The sequence below is a fragment of the Streptomyces sp. NPDC047982 genome, assembly GCF_043204165.1.
Taxonomy (GTDB): Bacteria; Actinomycetota; Actinomycetes; order Streptomycetales; family Streptomycetaceae; genus Streptomyces.
The window spans coordinates 73,159-98,680 of sequence record NZ_JBIDBS010000002.1 but is presented as its reverse complement, the minus strand read 5'-3'; the positions used below and the strand labels follow the sequence as shown (position 1 = coordinate 98,680).

Genomic DNA, 25,522 nt, shown 5'->3' with positions numbered 1-25,522 from the left:
GCGCCACGCCGGAACCACCGGGGCACCCGGGCCTACCCCTCGGGCAGTGGCCAGGCGTACGGCCCTTCGGGGTCGTCCAGCCAGGCCCACTGCCGCCCGCCCCGGACGGTGATGCCGAACCTCTCCCTCCCGGGGCGCCCCTCGCGCCGCCAGAGGGAGAGGGCCTCGTGCGGGTCGAGGCTGGATCCGGTCAGCTCCAGCAGGAACCGGAAGGGTTCGTCCTCGCTGAAGCGCCTGGGGAGCGCGCCGGTGTGCGGGCGCCCGGCCGGCCCCCTCGGGCTGCCCCGCAGCGGTACGAAATAGGCGGGCGTGCGCAGGAACCGCCCCTCGGCGCACCTTCCGCGCACGGTCACCCGCACCTGTAGCACGATCAGCCCGCTGGCGAGCGGCGCCAGTATCCGCGCGTCCGGGGCGCACTGGTCCAACCAGGCGGGCGGTACGCGCGCGAGGGTGCAGGTCGCGATGATCCGGTCGTACGGGCCGCGCGGGGGCCAGCCCCGAGTCCCGTCACCGGTGATCACCGCCGGGTGGTGCCCGGCCACCGCCAGGTGCCGGCGGGCCGACTCGGTGATCTCCGGGTCGAGGTCCACGGTGGTCACGGCGTCGTCGCCGAGCCGGTGCGCGAGGAGCGCCGCGTTGTAGCCGCTGCCCGCACCGATCTCCAGGACCCGCTGCCCGTCGCGCACATCCAGTTCGTCGAGCATCCGGGCCATCAGCGACGGCTGGCTGCTCGACGAGATCAGCTCGCCGTCCTTGATCCGGATGGCCAGCGCCTCGTCCGCGTAGGCCCCGCGCAGCCACCGGGCGCGGCGGGCCGGGTCGGGGTCCTCGCACCACAGTCGGTCCGTTCCGCCGGCCACGAAGTAGTACGGCACGAACAGATGGCGCGGCACCTCCTCGAACGCGGCCCGCCATCGGGGGTCGCCCAGTGCCCCGCGGGCCACGATCCCCCGCACCATCGCCCGCCGTTCCCCGGCGGCGGTCTCGGCGAACCGGTCCTGCTGCGTGTCGTGCATCTCTCCGCCTTCCTGGTCTCCCCTCCCCGGCCTCCCCGCACTTTCCCTGATCCCCGCCTTCTGGTCTCCACCTTCCTGCGCCCGGCCCCCGGTGGCCAGGACCCGGGCCGGGGCCGCCGTCCGCAGGTCCGCATCCGGCGGTCGGCGGGATGGGGTCCCCGGCCCTGTCGTCACGGTGTCGTCGTTCGGCCGGAGACCGGGCCGTACGGCGCGGCGCGTGCGAGCGCAAGGCGGAGGATCGTCCTCGTGCGGGACGGGAGAGGACGACTGCGACGACACCGCGAGGGACGGGGTCTGCCCTGCTCGCGCGAAGCCGAGAGCTCGGGGAAGTGCCGGGCGCCGCACGACAGGCGGCAGTCCGAGGACAGGTCCTGGGCCAGTCCTAGGCCCCGAGTACTCGGCCGGTGCGTCTGCGACGATGGACGGGTGACTGAGATTCCGCGCGACACGCTGCAGGAGCAGACCTTCTACGAGCAGGTCGGCGGCGAGGAGACCTTCCGGCGCCTGGTGCATCGCTTCTACCAGGAGGTCGCCGAGGACCCGCTGCTCCGACCGATGTACCCGGAGGAGGATCTGGGCCCGGCCGAGGAACGGTTCAGGCTGTTCCTGATCCAGTACTGGGGCGGGCCCCGTACGTACAGCGAGCGGCGCGGACACCCGCGGCTGCGAATGCGGCACGTCCCGTTCCGGGTGGACCGAGCGGCGCACGACGCGTGGCTGGCCCACATGCGGACCGCCCTCGACGAACTCGGGCTGGCGCCGGAGCACGAGCAGCGGCTGTGGGACTACCTCACCTACGCCGCGGCCTCGATGGTGAACACCGAGGGCTGATCCGGCCCCGGGGATCAATCGAACCGTGGTTGGCGCTGAGATTGATCTTGGTCGTTTAACACAGTTCCGGGATGCGGCGGCAGGTTTCTCTGGAAGTCCGGTGGGCTCGGATGACGGGTGGCTACCGTCCGCCGGGTGCCGGTGGAATTTCTTACTGATGTGCAGGCGGCGGCGTACGGACGGTTCGTGGAGGAGCCGACGCGGCCGGAGCTGGAGCGGTTCTTCTTCCTGGATGACGTGGACCGGGACCTGATCGCGTTGCGCCGTACGACGGCGCACCAGCTGGGGTTCGCGGTGCAGATGTGCACCGTCCGGTACGTCGGCCGGTTCCTGGTGGACGATCCGCTGGACGTGCCGTGGTCGGTCATCGAGCACTTGGCCGCGCAGTTGCAGATCGAGGACGCGTCGGTGGTGAAGCGGTACACCGAGCGGGCGAAGACGGCGTACGAACACGCGTGGGAGATCCGGGACGCCTACGGCTACCACTCGTTCGAGGACGCGGAGTGGGGGCGCAAGTTCCGCGCTTTCCTGCACGGGCGGGCGTGGACGGGCGCCGAGGGACCGGTGGCCCTGTTCAACCAAGCGGTGGGATGGCTGCGCCGCCACCGGGTGCTGCTGCCGGGCGTGAGCGTGCTGGCCAAGCAGGTCGCATCCGTACGTCGGGTCGCGGAGAAGCGGCTGTACGCGACGGTGGCGGGCGCTGCGCGGCGGGCGGACGCGTCCTTGTCGGAGGATCTGGTGGCGCTGCTCGGGGTGCCCGAAGGGCGGCGGATTTCGGAGTTGGAGCGGCTGCGCCGGCCGCCGACGCGGACGACGGGCGCGAGCATGGCGAAGGCGCTGGAGCGGGTGGATGAGATTTCGGCGTTCCGTCTGGGCCGGGTGAAGCTGGACAAGGTGCCGCCGAACCGGCTGGCGACGCTGGCGCGGGTCGGTCTGGGGTCGAAGGCGCCGATCCTGGAGCGAACGCCGGAGCCGAAGCGCACGGCGCTGCTGACGTCGGTGGTGCGGCACCTGGAGGCGTCCGCGATCGACGACGCGCTGGATCTGTTCTCGGTGCTGATGCAGGTGAAGCTGATCAGCGCCGCGCGGCGGGCGACGGACCGGGACTGGCTCGCGGCCCGGCCTCGCGTGGCGAAAGCGTCGCGGATGCTCGATGGGGTGTTCCGGCTCTGGAGCGAGCAGCTGGACCTGGTGACCGAGAGCGATGCCGACCTGGACGCGGGCGCGATGTGGCGGGCGCTGGAGACGGAGATCGGGCCGCGCGAGGAGGTGGTGGCCGCCTCGGCGCTGCTGGGAAAGCTGATCGGGCCCGCGGACGAGGAGGCCGAGGCGGAGATACGGCGTCTGCTGGCCACCCGCTACAACACGGTCCGCCCCTTCCTGTCGCTGCTCGGGGAGTCGTCGGCGCTGGGGGCGGCCTCCGGTGGCAAGCGGATTTTGGAGGCGGTGAAGCGGCTCCCGGCGCTGGCGAGGCGGAAGGTGAAGGCCAAGCCGCTGCTGCCGCGTGAGATCGACGCCAAATTAGTGCCGGCGGCGTGGAAGAAGGCGGTGTGCTCCAATCCGGAGCTGCCCGAGGGGGCGGTGGACCGTGACGCGTACGTGGTGTGCGTGCTGGAGCAGCTGTTCCGCGCGCTGAACCGGCGCGACGTGTTCGCCTCGCCGTCGAACCGGTGGGCGGACCCTCGGGCGCGGCTGTTGGACGGCAAGCAGTGGGAGGCCGTCTCCGAGGACGTACTGCATGGCCTGAGCCTGGACGAGCCGGTCGAGGAACATCTGGCCGGGCAGGTGCGGGCCCTGGACGCGGCCTGGCAGCTGATGGCGGAGCGTCTGGAGGAGGCCGGGCAGGACGCGAAGCTCAGCTTCGAGGTCCAGCCCAATGGCCGGTTGAAGCTGAACGTCGACCGGCTCGGCGCGCTCGGCGAGAGCGAGTCTCTGAAGTGGCTGCGCCGCAGGACCACCGCGAAGATGCTCCCGAAGATCGACCTGCCGGACCTGCTGTTCGAGGTCGACTCCTGGACCGGATTCCTTGACACCTTCGTGCACTTGGGGGACGGCCGTACCCGCATGGAGAACCTGAAGACGTCCCTGGTGGCGCTGCTGGTGAGCGAAGCGTGCAACATCGGCTACGCCCCCGTCATCGATGCCGACGACGAGGCGCTCACCGGGGCCCGGCTGGTCCACGTCGACCAGTACTACCTGCGCGCCGACACCATCGCCGCGGCGAACGCGAAGCTGATCGAGGCCCAGGGGCGGGTGCCGATCGTGGAGCACTGGGGCGAGGGCCTGCTCGCGTCCGTCGACGGGCTGCGGTTCGTGGTGCCGAAGCGCACCATCAACGCCGGTCCGTCGCCGAAGTACTACCACTTCAAACGCGGAATTACATGGCTGAATGCCGTAAATGACCAGGTAGCGGGCATCGGGCAGATGGTCGTGCCCGGCACCCCGCGCGACTCCCTGCACATCCTGGACACCCTGCTGAACCTCGACGCCGGGGTGAAGCCGGACATGGTGGCCACCGACAACGCCTCCTACTCCGACATGGTGTTCGGCCTGTTCTCCCTGCTCGGCTACAACTTCTCGCCTCGCTTCCGCGACCTGGCCGACCAGAGGTTCTGGCGGGCGGAGCTGCCCGGCGTGGACACCGGCGGGTACGGGCCACTGGAGCCGCTGGCCTGCAACAAGGTGAACCTGAACAAGGTGATCACGCACTGGCCGGACATGCTCCGGGTGGTCGGCTCCCTGGTCACCGGGCAGGTGCGGGCGTACGACCTGTTGCGGATGTTCGGCCGCGAGGGACGTCCCACCCCGCTGGCCACCGCGTTCGCCGAGTACGGGCGGATCGCCAAGACCCTGCACCTGCTGCGCGTGGTCGACCCAGTCGACGACACCTACCGCAGGCAGATGAACCGGCAGCTCACCGTGCAGGAGTCCCGCCACAAGCTCGCCCGGGACATCTGCCACGGCAAGCGCGGGCAGATCATGCAGGCGTACCGGACGGGACAGGAGGACCAGCTCGGCGCGCTCGGGCTGGTGCTGAATGCCGCGGTGCTGTGGACGACTCGCTACCTGGATGCTGCCGTCCAGGAGTTGCGGGCGCTGCCGGCCGAGGAGCGTGAGCACGACGTCCTGGACCAGGACGTCGCCCGCGTCTCCCCGCTCAAGCACGCGAACCTCAACGTGCTCGGCCGCTACAGCTTCCGCTCCTCCACCCCGGTCGACGGCGGCCTGCGCCCGCTGCGTGACCCGGGTGCGCCGGAGCTGGACGAGGACAACGACGACGGGCAGGAGTGAGTATCAGGAGCCGGCCAAGCCCGACCCGTGACCGGTGTTCAGAGGTCAGCTCCGGCGGCAGAACTTCGCCTGAAGTAGATCGGTGAAGATACCGATGGGGTCGTCCCAATCGCCGTTGCTCCAGTCGCCGTTGACGTTGGTGGTGACCATCCGTTCGCCATCGCGAGCGCCGTAGGCGTAGGACCACGATCCGAAGAGTGCACCCCCCATGCCCCAGACCGTTTCCCCGCAGGGCAGTCTCACTGAGGAAACGCCGAGGCCGTAGGCGGCGTTGGGAATCCAGTCGCGGGTGGGCACGGTGGTGAACATGTCACGTTGTTGGTCCGGTGGCAGCATCCGGCCCCCCAGCAGGGCGCGGAAGAACCGGTTGAGGTCCCCGGCGGTGGAGATCATGCCGCCGGCTGCCCAGAACATGGATGAATCGAGCTCGGTCGCGTCGTGGACCGGCGCGCCGGGGTCGGTCTGGAACAGCTTCGTGTAGTGCCGGGAGTGTGGCCCGTGGATCGTCGGATCGCTGCCGTGCGGCAGGTACGTACCAGTCAGGCCGAATGGGCGGGAGATCCGCCCTGCGATCTCCTCGGCAAGCGCGCGGCCGGTGGCCCGTTCGATGATCATGCCTGCGAGGACGTAGTTGGTGTTGGAATACGCCCAGCCCGAACCCGGCGCGAAGGTGTGCGGATGGGACATGGCGATCTGCACCAGCGACTCGGGCGGATGTGTCTCGTAACGGTTCAGTGCTTCCTGGTCATCGGTGTAGTTGAAGATCCCGCTGGTGTGGTTGAGCAGCATCCTGACGTTCACCCTGGCGCCGTCGTGGTGATGGCCATGGACCACGCCGGGCAGCCACTGTTCAGCGGTGTCGTCCAGGCTCAGCCTGCCTTCCGCCGCCAGCTGCAGCACGACGGTGGCCACGAAGGTCTTGCTGATGCTGCCGATGCGGAACCGGTCCTGTGGTGAACGCTTGCGGCCGGTTCGGGTGTCGGCCACTCCTGCGGTCCCGAACCACTGTCGGCCGCCGTCGCAGACCTCGGCGAGAATGCCGGGAAGGCCGCCTTGAGCCACGGCTTGCTGAAGTAAGCGCTGGACCGCCTCGTGGCCCTCGGCCCCTGAGGCCGGCGCGGACTCAGATACCGAGCCCCCTGCTTTGGCCGGTTCGGCGCCCGGTCGGCCGCTGTCTGTGTGAGCGGTGTGCTGGTGCATGTGGTCCTCCTTGTCGTGTGTGACCCGTGGATGACCGCCCGGCCCTTCTCCACGGCGTGATTTACTGGCCCACCGGCTCTCAGCAGGGACTTAGCGCCCAGCGCAGCGTGCGACGCTTCGCGCACGCCTACCGGACCCGCTGTACATCACGGCAAGGGGCACGGCCACGGGGTGAACTGGCCGCGTCAGCTGATCCCGGTGGTCACTGCTCCTGGCTGATGAGTGTCTGTCGAACGCGGTCCGCCAGCTCGGCCTGATCGATACCGGCCAAGGCGAGAGCACGCGGCACGGTGCCGATTTGAGCCTGAAGGATCCCGAGCAGCAGATGCGCTGACCGCAGGTCCTTCTTGCGAGCGGAGGAGAAGCTCCGCTCCAGCGCGAGTCTGGCGGACGCACCCATCTTGGGCTGCTGGGAAACGTGGCTCGGCCCGGGAAGGCCATAGGCGGCCGGAGACACTCCAACCATGCTCAGGCTGTGCTCGAATTCTCGATCCAGTGCCTCGCGGACAGCAGCGCGATCGAGCCCGACCGAGGCCAGGACCTGCTGAGCGGTAGACCCCTGATCGGCGGCGAGCGACAACAGAAGATGGTGCGCGTCGATCGTCGCCGACCCATCATCGCGAGCTTCGTCCATCGCCCGCACGATGACCCCATGCAGGTACTTGTCAAACGCGCTCATCGCCGCGCCTCCTCAGCTTGACTCCGGCGGCGATGAGCCGCTTGGCGTGCTTCTTGTGGACGGCTTGGCGGGTGACACCGAGCGCCTCGGAGACCTGCGGCCAGCTCCAGCCCGCCCGCATGGCCTGCTCGACAGCGGCGTCCTCCAGTTGATCGGCAAGGCGCCGCAACGCCACGACAGCCGCCAGGGCGTCAGCGGGCTCAGGGGGAACGGAATTCTCGCCGACGGACATGCAGGCAACTGTAGTTGACTAAAGAAGATAGTCAACCCCAGTTGCTAACGGCTGGGGGTGGGCGGAGCGATCCCGCCGGAGGCTCGTGACCACGGGCTCCCTGTCGGCAAAGGATCGTTTGGCGACAGGCGGCCGACGCGTCCAATGAACCCGTGCAATCCGGGGTTCGCGGCGGCTCGAATCCAATCAGATCCGATGGTGATTGCTGACAGGGTTTGACGACAGATAGGGTCCGATCCTCCGCACGGAAGGGGCCCTCGGTGGCGAACCTGGTCTACAAGCGGGTCTCGACCGACCAGCAGTCGACCGACCGTCAGAACCTCGTCCTGGACGAGGCCGGGATCGAGGACCCGGTCGTCTTCGAGGAGGACCCGGGCACCTCCAGCCGCCTCCACCCACTCCAACGGTCGAAGTTCAGCGAGCTGCTCACGTACGCGCGGCCGGGCGACACCGTGCACATCTCCGAGATGTTCCGCCTCGTGCGCGGCACCAGGCACATCCTCGACGTGCTCGAGGTGTTCCACCGCGACCGCCTCGCCCTGCGCATCCACGACGGCGCGTTCTCCGCGATGGACCTCACCGCCCGCCACCCGCGCACCGGAGAGCTGTTGTCCACCGTGAAGTTCATGGTGCAGACCCTCGCCGCCGCTGGCGAACTCCAGCGCGACCTCCAGCGCGAGTTGACCTACGACGGATTGCGGGCCGCCGAGGCCAAGGGCAGCAAGGGCGGACGCCGCCCGGCCGTCACGGCCGCGAAGGCCGCCGCCGTGCGCGCCGGATACCTGGGAGGCCAGTCCATCGCCGGCCTGGCCCGCGACCACCACGTCAGCCGCGGCGCCATCCGCACCGCCGTCGCCGACCTCATGCCCGAGCACACCGACGATCGCCAGGACACCCTGGCACCGGAGACCGCGGTCACCCTCGATATGCCGGGCAAGGTCGCCGACTTCCTGCGCGCGGCCGAACTGGAGCCCGCCGAGCGGGCAGCGCTCGACCAGGGCGTGACCGTACGGCGCGGCCAGGGCTACACACTCCGCGTCAGCGCCGTCCCCGCCGTGCACCGCGGACTCCTCGCCCGCTGTCAGCCGCTCGACGGCGGCCATGGCGCCCCGGCGGTCCCCGCCCAGCGCAAGGCCCGTCGCGAGTACGAGAACCGGGTCAGCACCCTCGCGTCGACTGGACCATGATCAATCTCAGCGCCAACCACGGTTCGATTGATCCCCGGGGCCGTGATCCGGGGCCGAGGACCGGGCCCCCTCAGCCCGCGCCCACCGACACGGCGAGCCCGCCGCCGAGCCCGCTGCCGTGGCCGCGCAGCGCGATCGAGCCGAACGGGGTGCGCAGCCGCAGCCAGGACCCGGCGGCGAGCAGGGCGGCAGGGAAGCCCGGTGCCGGGCGGAGGAAGCCCAGGGACAGGGCGGCGTGGACGGCCCGCAACGGGAGTTCGGTCGTGCCGATGGTGCGCGACCAGATCTCGCGGCCGATCAGGTCCCGTTCGGTCCGGGTCCGCCGGGTCTCGGGCAGTGCCTCGTCGCGGGTGCGGAACTCCGCCACCGCGGCGGTGACGGCCTCGCGCAGGGAGACCGGGTCGGGCAGGCCCGGCAGTTCGCGCCAGCCGCCGCGCGGCGGGAGCACTCCCGTCCACGGCGGTCCGGTGACGGCGGCGGGCGGGGGGCCCGGAGCGGCCCCGCCCTCGGTGTCGAAGGACCCGAGGGACTCCAGAAGCTCCCCGGCGGACACCGTGATGTCGAAGTCGTGGCGCCCGGCCAGTCGTGCCGTGCGGATCGCCAGCACCTCGAACGACGGCGGCCTGCCGAACACGGCCAGCGCGCTGCCGCCCGCCTGCATCCGCACCGCGGCGGCCCGGTCGTAGTGGAGGAGCCGCGCGAGGAAGGCCGCGAGATCCGCGGTCTCCCTCGCGTCGGCGAACTCCAGCGGCAGCACGGGTACGGTCATGCCGCCGCGTGCTCCTCGACCAGGTACTGCTGGAGGAAGAGGTTCTCCTCGGCGCTGATCCGCCGGGGCCGCTGCGCGGCCAGGTCGTACGGGACGACGACGGTCGTGGCCCGCACGTACACCTGGTCCGGGTCCTTGATCTCGTACGAGATCGTCAGCGACGCGGCGCCGATCTTCGTGACCCACGACTCGATGGTCACCGGCTCGTGCCGGTGGACCAGCGGGCGCACGTAGTCGATCTCGTGCCGGGCCACCACGGAGCCGCCCGAGAAGGACGGCGAACCGTCACCCGGCGCCAGCCGGAACATGAAGTCGATGCGCGCCTCCTCCAGATAGCGGAGGAAGACGACGTTGTTGACGTGCCCGAAGGCGTCCATGTCCGACCAGCGCAGGGGGCACTGGTAGATGTGGCGTGCCAAGACGGATCAGCCTCGCGTCAGCTTCTTGTACGTGGCACGGTGCGGACGGGCCGCGTCCGGACCGAGGCGCTCGATCTTGTTCTTCTCGTACGACTCGAAGTTGCCCTCGAACCAGTACCACTTGGAGTCGCCCTCGTACGCCAGGATGTGCGTGGCGACGCGGTCCAGGAACCAGCGGTCGTGGGAGATGACCACCGCGGCGCCCGGGAACTCCAGCAGGGCGTTCTCCAGCGAGGACAGGGTCTCGACGTCGAGGTCGTTGGTGGGCTCGTCGAGGAGCAGCAGGTTGCCGCCCTCCTTGAGCGTCAGTGCCAGGTTGAGGCGGTTGCGCTCACCACCGGACAGGACGCCGGCCGGCTTCTGCTGGTCCGGGCCCTTGAAGCCGAACGCGGAGACGTAGGCCCGCGAGGGCATCTCGACCTGGCCGACATTGATGTAGTCCAGCTCGTCCGAGACGACGGCCCAGAGGGTCTTCTTCGGGTCGATGTTGGCCCGGCCCTGGTCGACGTAGGAGACCTTGACCGTGTCACCGATCTTGATGGAGCCCGAGTCGGGATTCTCCAGGCCCTGGATCATCTTGAACAGCGTGGTCTTGCCCGCGCCGTTCGGACCGATGACGCCGACGATGCCGTTGCGCGGCAGCGTGAACGACAGGTCGTCGATGAGGACCTTGTCGCCGAACGACTTCGAGAGGTGCTCGACCTCGACGACGATGGAACCGAGCCGCGGGCCCGGCGGGATCTGGATCTCCTCGAAGTCCAGCTTCCGCATCTTCTCGGCCTCGGCCGCCATCTCCTCGTAGCGGGCGAGACGGGCCTTGGACTTGGTCTGCCGGCCCTTGGCGTTGGAGCGGACCCACTCCAGCTCTTCCTTGAGCCGCTTGGCGCGCTTCTCGTCCTTGCGGCCCTCGACCTTGAGACGGGCGGCCTTCTTGTCGAGGTACGTGGAGTAGTTGCCCTCGTACGGCAGGGCGCGGCCGCGGTCGAGCTCCAGGATCCAGTCGGCCACGTTGTTCAGGAAATAGCGGTCGTGGGTGACCGCGACGACGGCACCGGCGTACTTGGAGAGGTGCTGCTCCAGCCAGTTCACCGACTCGGCGTCGAGGTGGTTGGTGGGCTCGTCGAGGAGCAGCAGGTCGGGGGCCTCGATGAGCAGCTTGCAGAGCGCGACGCGGCGCTTCTCGCCACCGGAGAGGTTGACGACCGCCCAGTCGCCGGGCGGGCAGCCCAGCGCGTCCATGGCCTGCTCCAGCTGGGCGTCCAGGTCCCAGGCGTTGGCGTGGTCCAGGTCCTCCTGGAGCTTGCCCATCTCCTCCATCAGCGCGTCGGAGTAGTCGGTCGCCATCAGCTCGGCGACCTCGTTGAAGCGCTTGAGCTTGCCCATGACCTCGGCGGCGCCGTCCTGCACGTTCTCCAGGACCGTTTTCGACTCGTCGAGCTGCGGCTCCTGCATGAGGATGCCGACGCTGTAACCGGGCGAGAGGAACGCGTCACCGTTGGACGGCTGCTCCAGGCCCGCCATGATCTTCAGCACCGTGGACTTACCGGCGCCGTTGGGACCCACGACACCGATCTTCGCGCCCGGCAGGAAGTTCAGGTTGACGTCATCGAGGATCACCTTGTCGCCGTGCGCTTTGCGCGTCTTGCGCATGGTGTAGATGTACTCAGCCAAGAGAAACCGTCCGGCTATCGATGTGTGGGCAGATACACCCCATCTTGCCTGACGTCCGTCCCCGGACGGAAACCAGCCCGGTGGACGCCGCCCCGTGCCCCGGGCCGTCTCCGCGACCGCTTTCCGGGCCACCTTCCGGGGCCGTGCCCGAGGCCCGCGCTCCGGGCCGTCAGGACATCCCCGGACCGGCCCTCACGGCTCGGTCCGGACTGACCGGGTCGGCCCCGCTCGGCCGGTCCCGACCGCCGGACCGGCGCGCTCGGCGTGCCCGCCCCGGCGCACCCGGGTCTGCCCCCGGGCGCCCGGCCACCCCGCTCCCTGCCCGCCCCTGCCCGCCCCTGCCCGCCGGTGGCCCGCGTACGACGACGGCCCCGGTACGCGTTCACGTACCGGGGCCGTCATCGCGCGGGCGTGACGCCACGCTCGCGACTCGTCACCGCGTCACTGCGCGGAGGGCCGGGTCTTGCGCTTGCGGAGGAGGAAGACCGCACCGCCGCCGACGACGACGAGGGCGATCGCGACACCGGCGATGACCGGGGTGGCGCTGGAGCCACCGGTCTCGGCGAGGTCACCCGTGGAACCGGTCGAGCCGCCACCGGACGTGGCCGGGGCCGGCGTGCCCTCGGTCTGGGTCTCGTGGCCACCGTTGCCGCCGGCACCGCCGGTGCCACTGCTGCTGGTCTTGCAGTCGAGGACGCCCTTGAACGTCTTCGAGAAGCCCCCGGGGCCGGTGACCGTGATGTCGTACGCCTGGTCCTCGGCGACCGGGACGGTCACCGTCTCGGACTTGCCCGCCTCGACGGTGTGCTTCTTCCCGGCCAGCTCGAACGTGAACGTCTCGTCGCCCTTGTTGCTCGCGGTGACGTCCACGCCGCCCTTGACGCAGTTCTTCTCCGCCGAGACGGCCGGGATCGCGCCCTGCTTGGCCCAGGTCGCGGTGGCGGTCGCGGAGACCGTGGACTCGCTGGAACCGGCCAGGATCATGGTCTGGCTCTTGGTCGCGCTGGCGAATGCCCGGCCGACCGGCACCGAGGTGGTGGCCTGGACGGTCAGCGAGGCGGAACCGTCGGCGGTGCCCGCCGGGACATCGAAGTACAGCTCGCCACCGTTGACCACGGAGGCGAGGGGCTTGCCGCTCTTGTCGGTGACCTTGACGCCGCTGGCGGAGTCCGCGGGCGGGGTCACGGTGGCCTGGCCAGCGTTGGTGCGGACGGTGATCGGACCGAGGCGCTCGCCGGACTTGCCGGAGACCGCGGCCGGGTCCAGGACGAGGGACGCCTTGGGCTCGGCCTGGTTCACGGCGTTCTTCTCGAGCCAGTCGGCGAGCTTCTCGGCCGCGGTGTCGGTCGCCTCGACATCGACGTTGTCCGAGTAGCGCCAGATGGCGACCTGGGTGCCCGCCGCGGCGGTCTTCTCCGTGAGCGGGCCGGTGCCGGCTTCCTCGGCCAGTGCCGCGAGGTTGTCGACCTTCGGGTAGGAGTGCTCAAGAATCCAGCGGATCTTGCCGGCGTTCTTGTTGCCGCCGAGCGACGTCTGGTCCCAAGGCGTCTCCAGGTACTTCGCCCGGTTCTGCGTGGGGTTGTGAATGTCGATGCAGTACGTCTTGAGCTTGCCGCCGCCATCGACGGTCATCTCGAAGACACCGGCGGGCAGCTGCTGGTTCTTGCCGTCCGCGTGGAGCACGGCGCGGTCGTAGGTCTTCAGCCCGTCCAGGACCGCGGCCGCGCCGCCTTGATGCTGCGGCGCCTCGTCGGCGACCGCGCTGCCGGCGCCGACGAAGGTGCCTGCCATGACCAGACCGGAAGCCACCACCGACGCGGCCAGTCGCGCCATGCCCCGCCGACGTGCGGCAGGCGTCTTCAAGGAAGACGAAACGGTCGCTGAATCAGCAGAAAACACAGAATTCCCCTCCGGGCGGGACCCTCCGCGCCTGCTGCGCGTGTGGGGATCGTCCCGCCAGTCGACTCAAGTGCCCCGTGAGTACGGGGGCATCCTAAGGACGAAGCGATGAACAATCCCCTGTCACGACGTCATATAACCATTCCGACTCGGAATCGTTATCGCCGGTGCGGCGCATTGACGCTCCAGCAATCCCCGTCCGTCCCGCACCCGGGCGCGTCGCCCGACACCCGTACGAACGCTTCACGTCACCAACGTCAGTGTGTTACTGCTCTTTTGGCGCCCCGCCATCCTCGTGCTCCGTTGTCGTGCGGCACGCCCGCCGTCCTCTCCACGCCCAGTACGCCGAGCACGTACGGTCGGTTCACCCCGTTCACTCCCTCCGCTCTGTTCGGTCTGTTTTTCCGTCCCGGCCGGCCCTTTCGACCCGGCCGGTCCTCCCGATACGGCCCCTCCCGAACCGGCCGCCCCGCCTGATGCAGGCACACCGCCCGAACAGGCCGAGCCTTCCGAACCGGCTGGTCCTTCCGATGCAGGCATCCCTCCCGATCGGGACCACTCGCCCAGTCCGAGGGCCGCTTCGGCCCCGAAGACCGTTTCCGCCCCGGCCGCCACGTTCCCCCTGAGCGCCCCTCCCGACCAATCCGGTTCGTCCGCGCGCGCCGATGCACCGCCCGCGCCACCCGCACCGTCCGGCGTCGCACCCCCGGTTCGTACATCGAGCCCCGGCCCTCCCCTGATCACCCGCCGGAACGCCGATGTCCCCCGCGTCAGGTCGTGCCCCACGGCGACCGCCTCGACGTCCACGAACGTCCGGTGTCGCCCCTCCCGTTCCTCCTCGCGCACCTTCAACCTGCCGTGCACGACGAGTGGTTCCCCCACGGCGACGGAACCGGACAGATTCGACGCCAGCGCCCGCCACGCCCACACGGTGTAGAAGCTGGTGTGCCCGTCCGTCCAGAACTGCTTCTCGCGATCCCAGCGGCGCGGTGTCACCGCGAACCGGAATCGCGCCATTGCGCCGGTGGCGGTCTCCCGGTACTCCACCGCCGTAGCCGCGTTGCCCACCAGCGTCACCAAGGTGTCGTTCATGACTCCGCCTCCCCTTCGGTCCTCCGTGCACGAGCCACGGACGTCGGCCACCGGTCGTCGACCACCCGTCGTGGGCCGTCGGCTCCGGCGACCGCGTCCGCGTCCGCGTCCTCACGGTCACAGATCCCAGGTTGAAGGAGAGGCGGAAATCCTGCCGGCGCCTGTGGACTACCGAACAGTTGTGGAAAACTCCGTCACCGCCGCGTACCGCTCCCGCACTTCGCGGTACCGCACGAGTTCCGCCGCCACCGGGTCGAGCACCCTCGCCCGCCCGCAGGCCGCCGCCGCTTCCCGCAACCGCCGCTCGGCCTCCTGCCCGTACCGCCGCGCGGGCCCCCGCGCCGCGGCCACGCACGACCACTCCACCAGCGGCCCCCCGACGACACCTGCCAGCATCACCAGCGCGGGAACGAGGAATCCGGATTCGAGCACACCGGTGATCCGACCCACCAGCCACAGACCGCCGAAGACCTGCAACAACGTCATCGACGTCTGGGCCAGCACTGCGGCGGGCCACCATCCGGGCCGCGGCGGCCTCGCCCCCGCGCGACCGCCGTGCCCCGCGCCGGACCCGCCGAGCACTCCGGCCGCGCCGGTCACCACCGCTCTCACCCCCTTCCTCGAACCACCCGCACGATCCGCACCCCCCGCCACACCCACACCACCGACCTCGTCTCCATTGACCACATCCCCGCCATCTGCCGCACCACCCGAACCGGCCGAACCACGCGCGTCGCCGCCGTCCCCACCGATGCCGACCGCGCCGTCCACATCGTCCGCACCGGCCGCGCCCGCCGCGCCACCAGTACCGCCCACTCCCTCCCCTCCCGTGACGCTCGTGATCAGTTCGTCCAGCGCCTGTGGCAACCCCTCCGCGCCGGTCACCGCCGCCTCGCGCACCGCCTGTGCCCAGGGGGCCGGCAGCCCCCCTGCGGCCTCGTCCGCCAGGATCCGGACCGCCTGCTCGACACCCTGCCGGGCGGTGAGCCGGTCCTCCGGCGACGCGGACCCCGCCGGGCACTCCGGACGTCCCGGCCGCCGCGTGGACTCGTACCGGCGCCACAGCCGCAGCCATGGCGTGCCGCACGCCCGCTCCGCGTTGCTGCGCCACTCCCGCTCGGCCGCCTGGCCCGCCGCTGCCGCCCCGACGGCCTCCGCGAGCCGGTCGGCGAACTCCTCCCGGGCCCGTTCCCCGAGACCGGTCCGCCCCTCGGCGACGTACAGCGGACGGAGCCTGGCCGCGGCGGCGTCCAGGTCCGCGGAGAGACGGAGCGCCGCCGCCCTGCGCTCCTGGACGAACCGGCCGAGCAGGTGGCGCAGTTCGCCCACGCCCTCGCCGGTGAGCGCGGACAGGGACATGACGGTGGCACCCGGTTCGCCGTGTTCGCCCAGCGCCATGCCGTCCTCGTCCAGCAGTCGGCGCAGATCGTCGAGGACCTGGTCGGCGGCATCGCCCGGCAGCCTGTCGATCTGGTTGAGCACCACGAAGGTGACCTCGGCGTGCCCGGCGAGCGGCCGCAGATAGCGCTCGTGCAGGGCCGCGTCCGCGTACTTCTCCGGATCGACCACCCAGATCACCGCGTCGACCAGCGCGAGCACCCGGTCCGCCTGTTCTCGGTGCCCGGCCGCCGCGGAGTCGTGGTCGGGCAGGTCGACGAGGACAAGCCCCTGAAGCGCCTCGTCGGCGCCCGCGGCACCCTGCTGTGGGCGCCGCCTGAGCCGGCCGGGAATGGCGAGCCGGTCGAGCAGCCCGGCGGCCCCGTCGGTCCAGGAGCAGGCGAGGGGTGCGGAGGTGGTCGGCCTGCGCAGCCCGGCTTCGGAGATCTGGGCACCCGCGAGCGCGTTGAAAAGGGTCGACTTGCCACTGCCGCTCGCTCCGGCGACGGCGACGACCGTGTGCCGGGAGGAGAGCCGGCGGCGGGCCGCCGCCTCGTCGAGCACCCGTCCCGCTTCGGCGAGGGCGCCCGCGTCGATCCGGGCCCTGGACAGCCCGACGAGTTCGCGCAGCGCGTCGAGCCGTGGCCGCAGCGGCCCGCCGGACGGTGCGTATGCCTCGACCTGGGTCCGCATGCCGTCGTCCGGGCCGTCACCGGACTCGGCGGACACCGCCCTGACAGCCGCGCGCCGGGCGATGAGCCCGTCGTTCCAGCCCGCTGTCGTCGCCGGGACGTCCGCACGCCCGTCGACCGACTGCCCCCGGCTCGATCGTTCCTGTTCACCGCCCTGGTGGCCCTGATCGTCGTGCGGGCACTCCCGATCGGGATCCCAGCGGGTGAGGTCGCGATACGGGCCGTCGTGTTCATGACGAGGACCGTCGTGGTCGCGCTCAGAACGACCGCAATCAGGACGGTCACGGTCAGGATGATCACGGCCAGAACGGTCCCGGTCAGAACGGTCCCGGTCAGAACGGTCCCGGTCAGAACGACCGCGATCAGAACGGTCGCGGTCAGAACGGTCATGGCCAGAAAGGTCATAGCCAGAACGGTCATGGCCAGAACGGTCGTGGTCGTCGGGAGACGCGGCACCGGCGCCCCGGCTCGCCCCCTCGTCGATGACGGCAGTCAACGCTGCCACCTCTCCTTCTGCAGTACGGACAGCGCGGCGATGAGTTCGGCCTGCGGCTCCGGGGCCACGTCGAGGGCGTCGAGCGGCGCGAGCCGCCGGTCGCCTTCCTCGTCGAGCACCCGGCCTACGCAGTCGGTGAGCAGTGCGCCGCCCCTGTCGCGCAGCCGCAGCGCGCCCTGGGCCCCGATCCGCTCGGCGAGCTGCTCCCCTGCGGCGCGGGTACGCCGCCCGCCGAGCAGGGCGGCGGCCAGGAGCGCCGCCACCGTCTCGACGTCGGGTGCGGTGTTGCGTTCGAGCCGGCGGACCTCCTCCTCCGCCAGTTCCTCCAGCACGCGCCGCCACCGCCGTACGGCCACGGCGATCCGGCCCTCGATGTCCTCGGCCGGCCCCCACCCCCCGGCCTCCCGGCCGATGTCCCCGTAGCCGATGCCTCCGTAGCCGAACGCGCCGGCCGCGGGTTCACGCCGCCAGGCCGTGCGGATCTGTTCGTCGGCGGCGGCCACGGCGCACCGCAGAAGCGCGCCGAGGCTTTCCACCAGCGATTCGAGGAGTTCCTCGGACGTGCTGTACAAGGGGTATCCGCGCCACCGGGTACGGGCGTCCCCGGCGAGCACGCCACCGTTGCGCAGCCGCCGTTCGACCCGGTCCGCCTCGGCGCGGTACGCGTCCTCGACGACCGCGGTCAGCCGCACCGCCGCCGCGTGCTGCGCCGCGACGGCCCCGGCCAGCGCTGGCAGCCGTACGTCCAGCGAGGCGATGACCCCGGCCACGGTGCGCCCGACAGCCTGCTGGCGGGCTGCCGGGTCCTGGGCACGGTGGCTGAGCCAGGCCCTGAGCGGGGCGACGGCGGTGGTGGGCAGCAGCCCGCTGCCACCGCCCGCCGATTCGGGCAGTTCCGGGATGGTGAAGCGCGGCACCTCGCCGAGACCGGCCCGGGTGAGCAGCGCCCCGTACTGCCGCGACACCTCGGCGATCACCTGGTGCGGCACCCGGTCGAGGACGGTGACGAGTGCGGCGTCGTACTCCTTGGCGGTACGCAGCAGATGCCAGGGCACCGCGTCGGCGTAGCGCGAGGCCGTGGTGACCATCACCCATACGTCCGCGGCGCAGATCAGCTCGGCGGCCAGCACCCTGTTCCGTACGACGAGCGAGTCGATGTCGGGCGCGTCGAGCAGCGCGAGCCCGCGCGGCAGCCCGGTGGCGGTCTCGACGCGCAGTGTGGTCCCGTCCTCCACGCCTTCGTCCTCGCCGTCGTCGAAACCGTCGAGGTCGTCGGCCCCGCCGAGACCGTCGAGGCCGCCGAGGCGTTCGCGTCCGTCGATGTCCCGCGTCTCCTGCGGCGGCAGCCAGACCCTGGTGAGCTGCGGCAGGACGCGGGCCCCCGCGAACCAGTGGTGATCGTCCGGGTGGCAGACGAGCACCGGCGTGCGCGTGGTCGGCCGCAGCACCCCGGCCTCGCTGACCAGCCGCCCCACCAGCGAATTGACCAAGGTCGACTTCCCGGCCCCGGTGGATCCTCCGATGACCGCGAGCAGGGGCGCTTCGGGATTCTTGAGCCGGGGAAGCAGATAGTCGTCGAGTTGGGCGAGCAACTCGCTCCGGGTCCGGCGGGCGCGAGCGGCCCCTGGCAGCGGAAGCGGAAGACGCACGGCGGCGACACGGTCGCGCAGGGCGGAGAGTGCGTCGATGAGCTGAGGCCGTACGTCCAAGGTCACCACATGCGAAGAATGCCCAATTTTGGAGCCTTTTTGAAGCGTATAGCCACCCCTGCGCGCCGGTTCCTCCGCAGAATTCAAGTCAGGACAGAGGGGACGAGTGGGGCGCAGGCATAACGAGTACACAACACCCGGGGCGGGAGTCGTAAAAAGCGATGCACGAATCGACTCCACCTGCGATTATCGGTTCACTTCACCGAACCTCCACATCGTGCCACGCAGGTGAAGCAACCGGTACGAGGCGATCAGGGCCCTATCCTTGTTCCGGCAGGTCACCGGCTGGCCCGGCCCAGGGCTCCTGGCCACCGAGGCCACCACCGGCCCCCGTAGCTCAGTGGATAGAGCAGGTGCCTTCTAAGCACTTGGCCGCAGGTTCGAGTCCTGCCGGGGGCGCACATCGCAAGACCCTCCTTCGGGAGGGTCTTTTTGCTGGTCGGGGGCAGCTTTCGGCCGGGGGCGGGGGTCACCGGGAACCGGGGTCGGGTGGTCCTGAATGACGACGGCAGCCGTAACCACTACCTCGGCCTCGCTGGTCACGGGGATTGCTTTCCGAACGTCACCGCCATCGCGTCCCGTGACCTGCCTCAGCCCTGGGCAAGCAGTTCCCTGGCCGCGTAATAGGCGTGCAGCGCCGCCTCGCTGCCGGAGCCGAGGGCGGTCGTGATCCGTTGGAAGCGGGCCGCTCGGACGTCGTCGGCCACGATGACGCGGGGGTGCTGGTCGGTCGGCGGGCAGTATCCGTCGGTGCCTCGGACGAGGTCGCCGGACGGTGCGGCGGGCCGACTGCGCGCAAGACGATCAGTTGCAGAGTTTCGCAATTCAGATATCCGGAAGTTACCGTACCGAGGTGATCGAGAATCTGCCGCCCTGCCCGACGTGCTCGTGCGAGTACACCTACGAGATGAACGCCCTGGTGGTGTGTCCCGAGTGCGGCCACGAGTGGGTCCCCGCCGAGAGCGACGCGCAGGACGAGGGCGCTTCCGGGGAGCGGGTGATCAGGGACTCCGTCGGCAACGTGCTGAAGGACGGGGACTGCGTGGTCGTCGTCAAGGCGCTCAAGGTGAAGGGCAGCCCTTCCGGGATCAAGGCGGGCACGAAGGTGCGCGGCATCCGGCTCGTCGACGGGGTCGACGGCCATGACATCGACTGCAGGATCGACGGGTTCGGGGCCATGCAGCTCAAGTCCGGCGTGGTCAAGAAGGCTTGACCTCGATGCGGGACCGGTCACACCCGGGCGAACGGGGCGGGGACCGGTCCCGCGGAGAGTCTGCCGGTCAGCGGTTGAACGACGATCCGAGCCTCGCGTTCGTCGGGGTCGTGCCCAGCGTCCCGTGGCCGAAGGTGAACGATCCCTTGGCCGTCGGGCCGGAGGCGGTGGTCGGGAAGACCCAGAGGGAGCCCGCGTCGGTGTTCTCGCCGGGGGCTCCGACGAGCAGTTCGGCGCGGCCGTCGCGGTTCGCGTCGACCAGGGTCGCGGCGGCGCCGAAGCGGTCGTTGGGCTCGGCCGCGCCGGGGACGTCCGCCGTGTCCTGGTTGAAGCCCACCGTGCCCTTGCCCGTGGGGCCTGACGCGGTACCGGGGAGGACCAGGACCGAGCCCGCGTTCTTCGTCGTGCCCAGGTCCTCACTGGAGACGCCGACGGCGATGTCGCCGTAGCCGTCGCCGTTCACGTCGCCGATGGAGACGGAAGCGCCGAATCCGTCGGACCGTTCGGCGGCGCCCGGGACGCCGGGGCTGTCCTGGTTGAGGACCCGGGCCCGGTCGCCCCGCGGGCCGGTGGGGCCGCCCGGCACGTAGGTGATCATGCCGCCCTTGGCGAGCGGCAGATCCACGTCGCTGTCGTATCCGTCGACCGGGCGGCCCACGACCAGGTCGGCGTACGTGTCGCCGTTCACCCGGCCCGCCGTGATGGTCTCGCCGCCCTGGAGGCGGTGGCCGTCCGCGCGTTCGACGACGGTGTACTCCTCGTTCAGGCCGGTGTCGCCGCCCTCGCGGATGAGGATGCGCCGGGCGTCGTACTCGTCGCCGTCGTGGACCACCGCGGCCAGGTCGTCGCGGCCGTCGCCGTCGAAGTCGCCCGTAGTGATGTCGAGGTAGCGCAGGTCGTCCATGTCGCGGATCACCCTGACGGGAGCCGCCGGACTGCCGTCGCGCCCGAACGGGCCGGACAGGACATGCGTGTCGCCCTGTCCCCTTCCGAGGGTGACGACGTCGACGGCCCCGTCGCCGTCGAAGTCGCCCACGGCGGTCCTGATGCCGATCCCGTCATACCGCTCCTCGCCGGTCAGTAGCGTGGCTCCGCCGGACAGGCCCTGCGCCCCGCCCCAGACCACGGTGAGCGAACCGGCCTGTTCGGTCGTGCCGGCCGCCTCCCCGGGCGCGCCGATCAGGAGGTCGTCGTACCCGTCCCGGTCCAGGTCGGCGGAGACCAGCGAGCTGCCGAACGCGTCACCGGCCTCGGCCCCGTCCGGCACGCCGGGCGAGTTCTGGGTGAGGACCTGCTTGGTGGAGGTCCGCGGGCCGCTGCCGGAGCCGTACACCACGCCCACGTAGCCGGCCCCGGCCTTGCCGTCGACGGTGGCGCCGGGCGCGGTGAACGCCACGTCCGGGTAGCCGTCCCCGTTGAAGTCGTCGCGCCCCGGGGGCTGGGCGGGGGCGGATGCGGCGGACTCGGGCGTGGGCGCGGGTGCCTGGGCGGTGGTCGGGACGGCGGCGGCCGGCAGGGCGGTGGCGGCGCTCGCCACGGCGACGGCGGCCAGAACGGCAGCGGTTCCGAGAACGCGGGATGCCATGCGGATTCCTTCGTTCGGGTGTATGTACCGGCACTTCGGATGTGTACCGGTGCTCTGCACACTCGGACCGGCTGCCGGACGCGTTGGTTGCGCGGCCGGTCGCTACCGTCACAGCACCTCCACCCGTACGCGGCACCATGCTCACACGCGTACGCGGCATCCTGCCCGCGGAAAGCCCCACGGAAAGCCCCGCGGAAAACCCCGTGGAACGGCCCGTGGAAAACCCTGCGGAACGGCCCCGCGCAGTCGGTCCGTACGAAACGGCCACGCGCAGTCGGCCGCACGAACGGCCACGCGCGGTCGGTCCGCGCGCATGGCCCCGCGCAACCGGTCTCCTCACGAACGGCCTCCGGTTGCCGTACGGGCGGCAGCGGCTCAGGACACCACGTCCTTGCGGCTGAACCCCCTGAAGGCAAGCGCGAAAAGGATCAGCGCGTACGCCACCGAGACCGACGCCCCCTTCACCATGCCGCCCCATTCCAGCTCGGGCTGGAGCGCGTCCGCCCACGCGAACTGCCAATGCGCGGGCAGGAATGCGCGCCAGGAGCCGAGCGCGGTGACGGCGTCCAGCACATTGCCGACGATCGTCAGCCCGACCGCCCCGCCGACGGCGCCCAGCGGGGCGTCGGTCCTCGTCGACAGCCAGAACGCCAGCCCAGCCGTGACCAGTTGGGACACGAAGACGAACGCGACGGCGAGCGCCAGCCGCGACATCGCCGTCGAGGCGTCGAGCGCGCCGCCGGTGGGGAGCTGGAGCGGCCCCCATCCGTACGCGACGGCTCCGGCGGCCAGTGCGACGAGCGGCAGCAGCACCATCGCGGCCAGGCTGAAGCCGAGCGCCACGACGAGCTTGCTCCACAGCAGCCTGGCCCGGGGCACGGGCGCCGCCAGCAGGTAGCGCAGCGAGGACCAACTGGCCTCGGACGCCACGGTGTCGCCGCAGAACAGCGCTACCGGGATCACGAGCAAGAACCCCGCGGACACGAACAGGCTGGTCGCGGCGAAGTTCGCGGCGGACGCGGTCGCGGTGTCCATCAGAGTGATCCGCCCGCCACCACCGCCGCGCGAGGACGGAGAGCCGCCGATCGCGAACGCGGCGATCAGGACGAACGGCAGCACGGCCAGCGCCCCGCCCATGAACAGCGTGCGGCGCCTGCGCAGTTGGCGTACCGCCTCGACACGCAGTGGCAGGGTGCGCCGGGCGCGGTAGCCGGGCGCCCCCGTCCCGCTCTCGGGGCCGGACGCCCCGGTCGCTCCCGACGCGTCGATCGCCGCGTCGGTCTCTGTGACGCTCATGCGGAGCCTCCGGAAATCAGGGTGAGGAACGCGTCCTCCAGGCGGCGGTGCGGCCCGACGCCGGTCAACGGCACATCGAGCCGGACCAGTTCGGCGATCAGGTCGGACGTCGTGGTGGTGGTCCCGTCGAGGCGCACGAGCAGCCCTCTTCCGTCGTCCGTACGCGTGGCCGAGCCGATTCCCGGCAGTGCGGCGACCTTCTCCACGAGGGGGTCGGGCAGTTCGCGCGCGGCGGTGACGAGCAGCATGCCGCCGGGGCCGGTGATCTCGGCGACCGGGCCCGCCTGGACGAGCCTGCCCCGGTCCATGACCACGAGGTGGGTGCAGGACTGTTCGACCTCCGAGAGGAGGTGGCTGGAGACGATGACGGTGCGGCCCCCGGCCGCGTACCGGATCATCACGTCCCGCATCTCGCGGATCTGGGGCGGGTCGAGCCCGTTCGTCGGTTCGTCGAGGATGAGCAGGTCCGGCATTCCGAGCATGGCCTGGGCGATGGCCAGCCGCTGCCGCATGCCCTGTGAGTACGTGCGGACGGCGCGGGCGAGCGCGTCGCCGAGCCCGGCGATTTCCAGGGCCTCGTCGATGCGGGAGTCCTCGGCGGGGCGGCCGGTGGCCCGCCAGTACAGCTCCAGGTTGGCGCGCCCGGACAGGTGCGGCAGGAATCCGGCGCCCTCGACGAACGCCCCGACGCGCGACAGCACGGGCGCGCCCGGCCGGACGGTCCGCCCGAACACGCGGATCTCGCCGTCGTCCGGTGTGATCAGGCCCATGAGCATGCGCAGGGTGGTGGTCTTGCCCGCGCCGTTGGGTCCGAGGAGTCCGAGCACCTGCCCCTTCTCGACCCGGAAGGACAGGTCCTTCACCGCGAACGGGGCCTCCCCTGCTCGACCGAGGCTGAGAGCTCGGGGAAGGCCGGCGGACCCGGCGTACCTCTTCGACAGGTCGGTGATCCGGAGGGGCACGTCGGCGAGCGCCGGATCGAGGTCGGAGGCGGTGCCTGGCGACGAGGGCGCGGTACGGCGGGCGGTGAGCAGCAGCAGGGCGGCGATCACCGCGGCGGCGACCGGGAGCCCCCACGTCCACCGGGGCAGGGCCGCCTCGGCCGTCCTCAGGGCGGGGGCGGTGGGGACGGTGAGCGGGCCGGTGGTGGTCACGGTGTACGTCGCCGGCTCGGCCGGCGAGGCGTAACCGAGGTCGGTGGCGGAGAGGACCAGGCGGAGCCGGTGCCCCGCGTCGAACCGGTGGTCGATGGCGGGCAGGGTCAGCTCCACGTCCCGGCCCTGCTGGTCCGGCATGATCCGGAACGGGGCGACGAGTTGTGCGGGCAGCACCTGCTGCCCGCCGTCCGGCGATACGTCGTACACCTTGCCGAACAGCACGGCGTCGCCGTGGTCCGCCTTCACGTTCAGCCGCACGGTCGGCGAACCGGTGACGCGTACGTCCCCGTCCAGCGGCGCGGAGTCGAAGCGCGCGTACTGCCCGGGGAAGTCCATGGAGAGGCCGACGCCGAGCGAGGACAGCCGGGTCAGCCCGCCGCCGACGCCCGGTACGGCGGAGATGCCGGGCGGATTGGCCCCGGCCGGATTGCTGAACGTCCGCGTCCGCCGTCCGAGGCCGATCGTCTCCTCTTCGTCGCCGCCCAGTCCCGGGTACGTGGCGCTGCTCGCCCCACGCGTACGGGCGGCGCCGTCGGTGGAGTCGACGCCTCCGGTCCGGGTGACGCGGAAGGCCGGCCCGGTGTCGGTGCTCGTGTCGTCCTTGAGGTACCGGTCGAACCAGTCGGTGATCCGGCCCTGGACCCGATCGGCCTCCAGGTCACCGCCGTCGTGTCCGCCCGCGATCCAGTCGACGGCGACCGGTGCGCCGTTGCCGCTGATGGCTCGGGCCATGGCGTCCGCCTGGCCGAGCGGGAAGAGGGAGTCGGACTGGCCCTGCACGATGAGCGCGGGCACCTCGATGCGGTCGGCGACGGCGCTCGGGGACCGTTCGGTGAGCAGTGTGCCCGCGGCGGCGTCGGGCTTCCCGGTGACGGCGACCCGTTCGTACATCGCGCAGATCCGCTTCTCGAACTTCTGGCAGCCGCCGCCCGTGGTGACGAAGATTCCGGCCCACAGCTTCTTGAAGACCCCGTCGGGGAAGAGCGCGTCGGCCAGGTTCCAGTACGTGATCTGCGGTGCGACGGCGTCGACGCGCCGGTCATACCCTGCGGTGAGCAGCGAGACGGCCCCGCCGTAGGAAGCGCCGGTGACGCCGACGCGCGGGTCGCCCTTCGCGTCGAGCCGCACCTCGGGCCGGTCCGCGAGCCAGTCGATCAGCCGGGAGACGTCCTCGACCTCGCGGTCGGGGGCGTTGAGCGAGATCTCCCCGCCCGACTTCCCGAACCCCCGGGCGGACCAGGTCAGGACGGCGTACCCGGCACCGGCCAGCCGCTCGGCCTGCGCCCGCACGTCGTCCTTGCTGCCACCGAACCCGTGCCCGATCAGGACGGCCGGGCGCCGTTCGGTGCCGCCGGTGGTGAAGTACGAGGTGTCGAGGGACACACCGTCGAGACGCATCGTCCGGTCCTGGCGGTGCACGGCGGGGCCGCCGTCGTCGGCCACGGCGTTCCACGTCCCGGCGGCGCCCAGTACGGCGAGCGCCGCGAGGCCCGCGGCCCACCGCCCCCGCCCTCGTCCTCGTCCGTGCCCGCCTCCACGTCCGCGTACACGAGGCAGCGGAGGCCGCCGCCGGGACGTACGCGCTTCAGGGGTCTCCATGGTTCCCGACCCTAAGCGGACGGCCGCCGTGCACGGGCAGCCGCCAGGGGGAAGTCTCGGGCCGCCGCACGGCGTACGTCCCGGCACGGCGTACTCCGTACGCGGTACGCCG

Annotated in this window: 17 protein-coding genes, 1 tRNA gene and 2 pseudogenes; 5 read left to right on the top strand and 15 right to left on the bottom strand. The window is 71.2% G+C overall.

The window, feature by feature from the left end; genetic code table 11:
• Nucleotides 1-32: 32 nt before the first annotated feature.
• Nucleotides 33-1,016, bottom strand: a complete 984-nt coding sequence (locus ACGF2V_RS02380; RefSeq protein WP_362622668.1) for a methyltransferase domain-containing protein — start codon at nt 1,014-1,016, stop codon at nt 33-35.
• A 426-nt stretch (nt 1,017-1,442) separates the two neighbouring features.
• Here ACGF2V_RS02380 and ACGF2V_RS02375 point away from each other — a divergent pair, with 426 nt between their 5' ends.
• Together ACGF2V_RS02375 and ACGF2V_RS02370 are read left to right on the top strand one after the other, a co-directional pair.
• Nucleotides 1,443-1,847 carry a globin gene (locus ACGF2V_RS02375; protein ID WP_362622670.1) on the top strand — a complete coding sequence of 135 codons (405 nt, stop codon included), beginning with the start codon at nt 1,443-1,445 and terminating at the stop codon, nt 1,845-1,847.
• Nucleotides 1,848-1,982: 135 nt separating this feature from the next.
• Nucleotides 1,983-5,138, top strand: coding sequence for a Tn3 family transposase (locus tag ACGF2V_RS02370; protein WP_362704183.1), 3,156 nt, complete (start codon nt 1,983-1,985; stop codon nt 5,136-5,138).
• A gap of 45 nt (nt 5,139-5,183) precedes the next feature.
• On the opposite strand, the gene ACGF2V_RS02365 is transcribed toward ACGF2V_RS02370, so the two are convergent.
• The 3 genes from ACGF2V_RS02365 to ACGF2V_RS02355 all read right to left on the bottom strand — a co-directional run bounded on the left by ACGF2V_RS02365 (nt 5,184) and on the right by ACGF2V_RS02355 (nt 7,249).
• Nucleotides 5,184-6,338, bottom strand: coding sequence for a serine hydrolase domain-containing protein (locus tag ACGF2V_RS02365; protein WP_362704181.1), 1,155 nt, complete (start codon nt 6,336-6,338; stop codon nt 5,184-5,186).
• A gap of 202 nt (nt 6,339-6,540) precedes the next feature.
• Nucleotides 6,541-7,017 (bottom strand): Clp protease N-terminal domain-containing protein, encoded by a 477-nt coding sequence (locus ACGF2V_RS02360; RefSeq protein WP_362622679.1) that lies wholly within the window; start codon nt 7,015-7,017, stop codon nt 6,541-6,543.
• On the bottom strand, nt 7,004-7,249 hold the full coding sequence (locus tag ACGF2V_RS02355) for a hypothetical protein (RefSeq protein ID WP_362622682.1): 246 nt from the start codon (nt 7,247-7,249) through the stop codon (nt 7,004-7,006). The genes ACGF2V_RS02360 and ACGF2V_RS02355 overlap by 14 nt, the downstream gene beginning before the upstream one ends.
• Before the next feature lie 260 nt (nt 7,250-7,509).
• Here ACGF2V_RS02355 and ACGF2V_RS02350 point away from each other — a divergent pair, with 260 nt between their 5' ends.
• Nucleotides 7,510-8,436, top strand: coding sequence for a recombinase family protein (locus tag ACGF2V_RS02350; RefSeq protein WP_362704179.1), 927 nt, complete (start codon nt 7,510-7,512; stop codon nt 8,434-8,436).
• Nucleotides 8,437-8,506: 70 nt separating this feature from the next.
• On the opposite strand, the gene ACGF2V_RS02345 is transcribed toward ACGF2V_RS02350, so the two are convergent.
• The 7 genes and pseudogenes from ACGF2V_RS02345 to ACGF2V_RS02315 form a co-directional block, all read right to left on the bottom strand.
• Nucleotides 8,507-9,205 (bottom strand): hypothetical protein, encoded by a 699-nt coding sequence (locus ACGF2V_RS02345; RefSeq protein ID WP_362704177.1) that lies wholly within the window; start codon nt 9,203-9,205, stop codon nt 8,507-8,509.
• On the bottom strand, nt 9,202-9,624 hold the full coding sequence (locus ACGF2V_RS02340) for a thioesterase family protein (RefSeq protein ID WP_362622688.1): 423 nt from the start codon (nt 9,622-9,624) through the stop codon (nt 9,202-9,204). Before ACGF2V_RS02340 ends, ACGF2V_RS02345 begins: the two co-directional genes overlap by 4 nt.
• Nucleotides 9,625-9,630: 6 nt before the next feature.
• On the bottom strand, nt 9,631-11,295 hold the full coding sequence (gene ettA / locus ACGF2V_RS02335; protein WP_362622691.1) for an energy-dependent translational throttle protein EttA: 1,665 nt from the start codon (nt 11,293-11,295) through the stop codon (nt 9,631-9,633).
• A gap of 441 nt (nt 11,296-11,736) precedes the next feature.
• On the bottom strand, nt 11,737-13,086 hold the full coding sequence (locus tag ACGF2V_RS02330) for an LAETG motif-containing sortase-dependent surface protein (RefSeq protein WP_362622694.1): 1,350 nt from the start codon (nt 13,084-13,086) through the stop codon (nt 11,737-11,739).
• 792 nt (nt 13,087-13,878) lie between these two features.
• Nucleotides 13,879-14,286, bottom strand: a pseudogene (locus tag ACGF2V_RS02325) (single-stranded DNA-binding protein); the annotation flags it as partial.
• 168 nt (nt 14,287-14,454) lie between these two features.
• On the bottom strand, nt 14,455-16,860 hold the full coding sequence (locus ACGF2V_RS02320) for a GTPase (protein WP_392910462.1): 2,406 nt from the start codon (nt 16,858-16,860) through the stop codon (nt 14,455-14,457).
• Nucleotides 16,848-18,560, bottom strand: a complete 1,713-nt coding sequence (locus ACGF2V_RS02315) for an ATP-binding protein (RefSeq protein ID WP_362622746.1) — start codon at nt 18,558-18,560, stop codon at nt 16,848-16,850. Before ACGF2V_RS02315 ends, ACGF2V_RS02320 begins: the two co-directional genes overlap by 13 nt.
• A 326-nt stretch (nt 18,561-18,886) precedes the next feature.
• Here ACGF2V_RS02315 and ACGF2V_RS02310 point away from each other — a divergent pair.
• Nucleotides 18,887-18,959, top strand: a tRNA-Arg gene (locus ACGF2V_RS02310).
• A 191-nt stretch (nt 18,960-19,150) separates the two neighbouring features.
• Here ACGF2V_RS02310 and ACGF2V_RS02305 read toward each other — a convergent pair.
• Nucleotides 19,151-19,351 (bottom strand): annotated as a pseudogene (locus ACGF2V_RS02305) (pyridine nucleotide-disulfide oxidoreductase); the annotation flags it as partial.
• A 62-nt stretch (nt 19,352-19,413) separates the two neighbouring features.
• Here ACGF2V_RS02305 and ACGF2V_RS02300 point away from each other — a divergent pair.
• The gene (locus ACGF2V_RS02300; protein WP_362622697.1) at nt 19,414-19,773 is read left to right on the top strand and encodes a zinc ribbon domain-containing protein YjdM; all 360 of its coding nucleotides are present in this window, start codon (nt 19,414-19,416) and stop codon (nt 19,771-19,773) included.
• Nucleotides 19,774-19,840: 67 nt separating this feature from the next.
• Here the strand turns inward: ACGF2V_RS02300 and ACGF2V_RS02295 are convergent, their stop codons facing one another.
• The 3 genes from ACGF2V_RS02295 to ACGF2V_RS02285 form a co-directional block, all read right to left on the bottom strand.
• Entirely contained in the window at nt 19,841-21,358 is a 1,518-nt protein-coding gene (locus tag ACGF2V_RS02295; RefSeq protein ID WP_362622699.1) for an FG-GAP repeat protein, read from the bottom strand.
• A 375-nt stretch (nt 21,359-21,733) separates the two neighbouring features.
• Nucleotides 21,734-22,654, bottom strand: coding sequence for an ABC transporter permease (locus ACGF2V_RS02290; protein ID WP_362704174.1), 921 nt, complete (start codon nt 22,652-22,654; stop codon nt 21,734-21,736).
• Nucleotides 22,651-25,410 carry an alpha/beta fold hydrolase gene (locus tag ACGF2V_RS02285; protein WP_362704172.1) on the bottom strand — a complete coding sequence of 920 codons (2,760 nt, stop codon included), beginning with the start codon at nt 25,408-25,410 and terminating at the stop codon, nt 22,651-22,653. The genes ACGF2V_RS02290 and ACGF2V_RS02285 overlap by 4 nt, the downstream gene beginning before the upstream one ends.
• Nucleotides 25,411-25,522: the final 112 nt, after the last annotated feature.

Bases quoted from the DNA above. Each gene is read 5' to 3' on its own strand.
- ACGF2V_RS02290 (WP_362704174.1), bottom strand. From the start codon at position 22,654: ATGAGCGTCACAGAGACCGACGCGGCGATCGACGCGTCGGGAGCGACC.
- ACGF2V_RS02360 (WP_362622679.1), bottom strand. From the start codon at position 7,017: ATGAGCGCGTTTGACAAGTACCTGCATGGGGTCATCGTGCGGGCGATG.
- ACGF2V_RS02380 (WP_362622668.1), bottom strand. From the start codon at position 1,016: ATGCACGACACGCAGCAGGACCGGTTCGCCGAGACCGCCGCCGGGGAA.
- ACGF2V_RS02330 (WP_362622694.1), bottom strand. From the start codon at position 13,086: ATGGCAGGCACCTTCGTCGGCGCCGGCAGCGCGGTCGCCGACGAGGCG.
- ACGF2V_RS02355 (WP_362622682.1), bottom strand. From the start codon at position 7,249: ATGTCCGTCGGCGAGAATTCCGTTCCCCCTGAGCCCGCTGACGCCCTG.
- ACGF2V_RS02295 (WP_362622699.1), bottom strand. From the start codon at position 21,358: ATGGCATCCCGCGTTCTCGGAACCGCTGCCGTTCTGGCCGCCGTCGCC.
- ACGF2V_RS02365 (WP_362704181.1), bottom strand. From the start codon at position 6,338: ATGCACCAGCACACCGCTCACACAGACAGCGGCCGACCGGGCGCCGAA.
- ACGF2V_RS02345 (WP_362704177.1), bottom strand. From the start codon at position 9,205: ATGACCGTACCCGTGCTGCCGCTGGAGTTCGCCGACGCGAGGGAGACC.
- ACGF2V_RS02285 (WP_362704172.1), bottom strand. From the start codon at position 25,410: ATGGAGACCCCTGAAGCGCGTACGTCCCGGCGGCGGCCTCCGCTGCCT.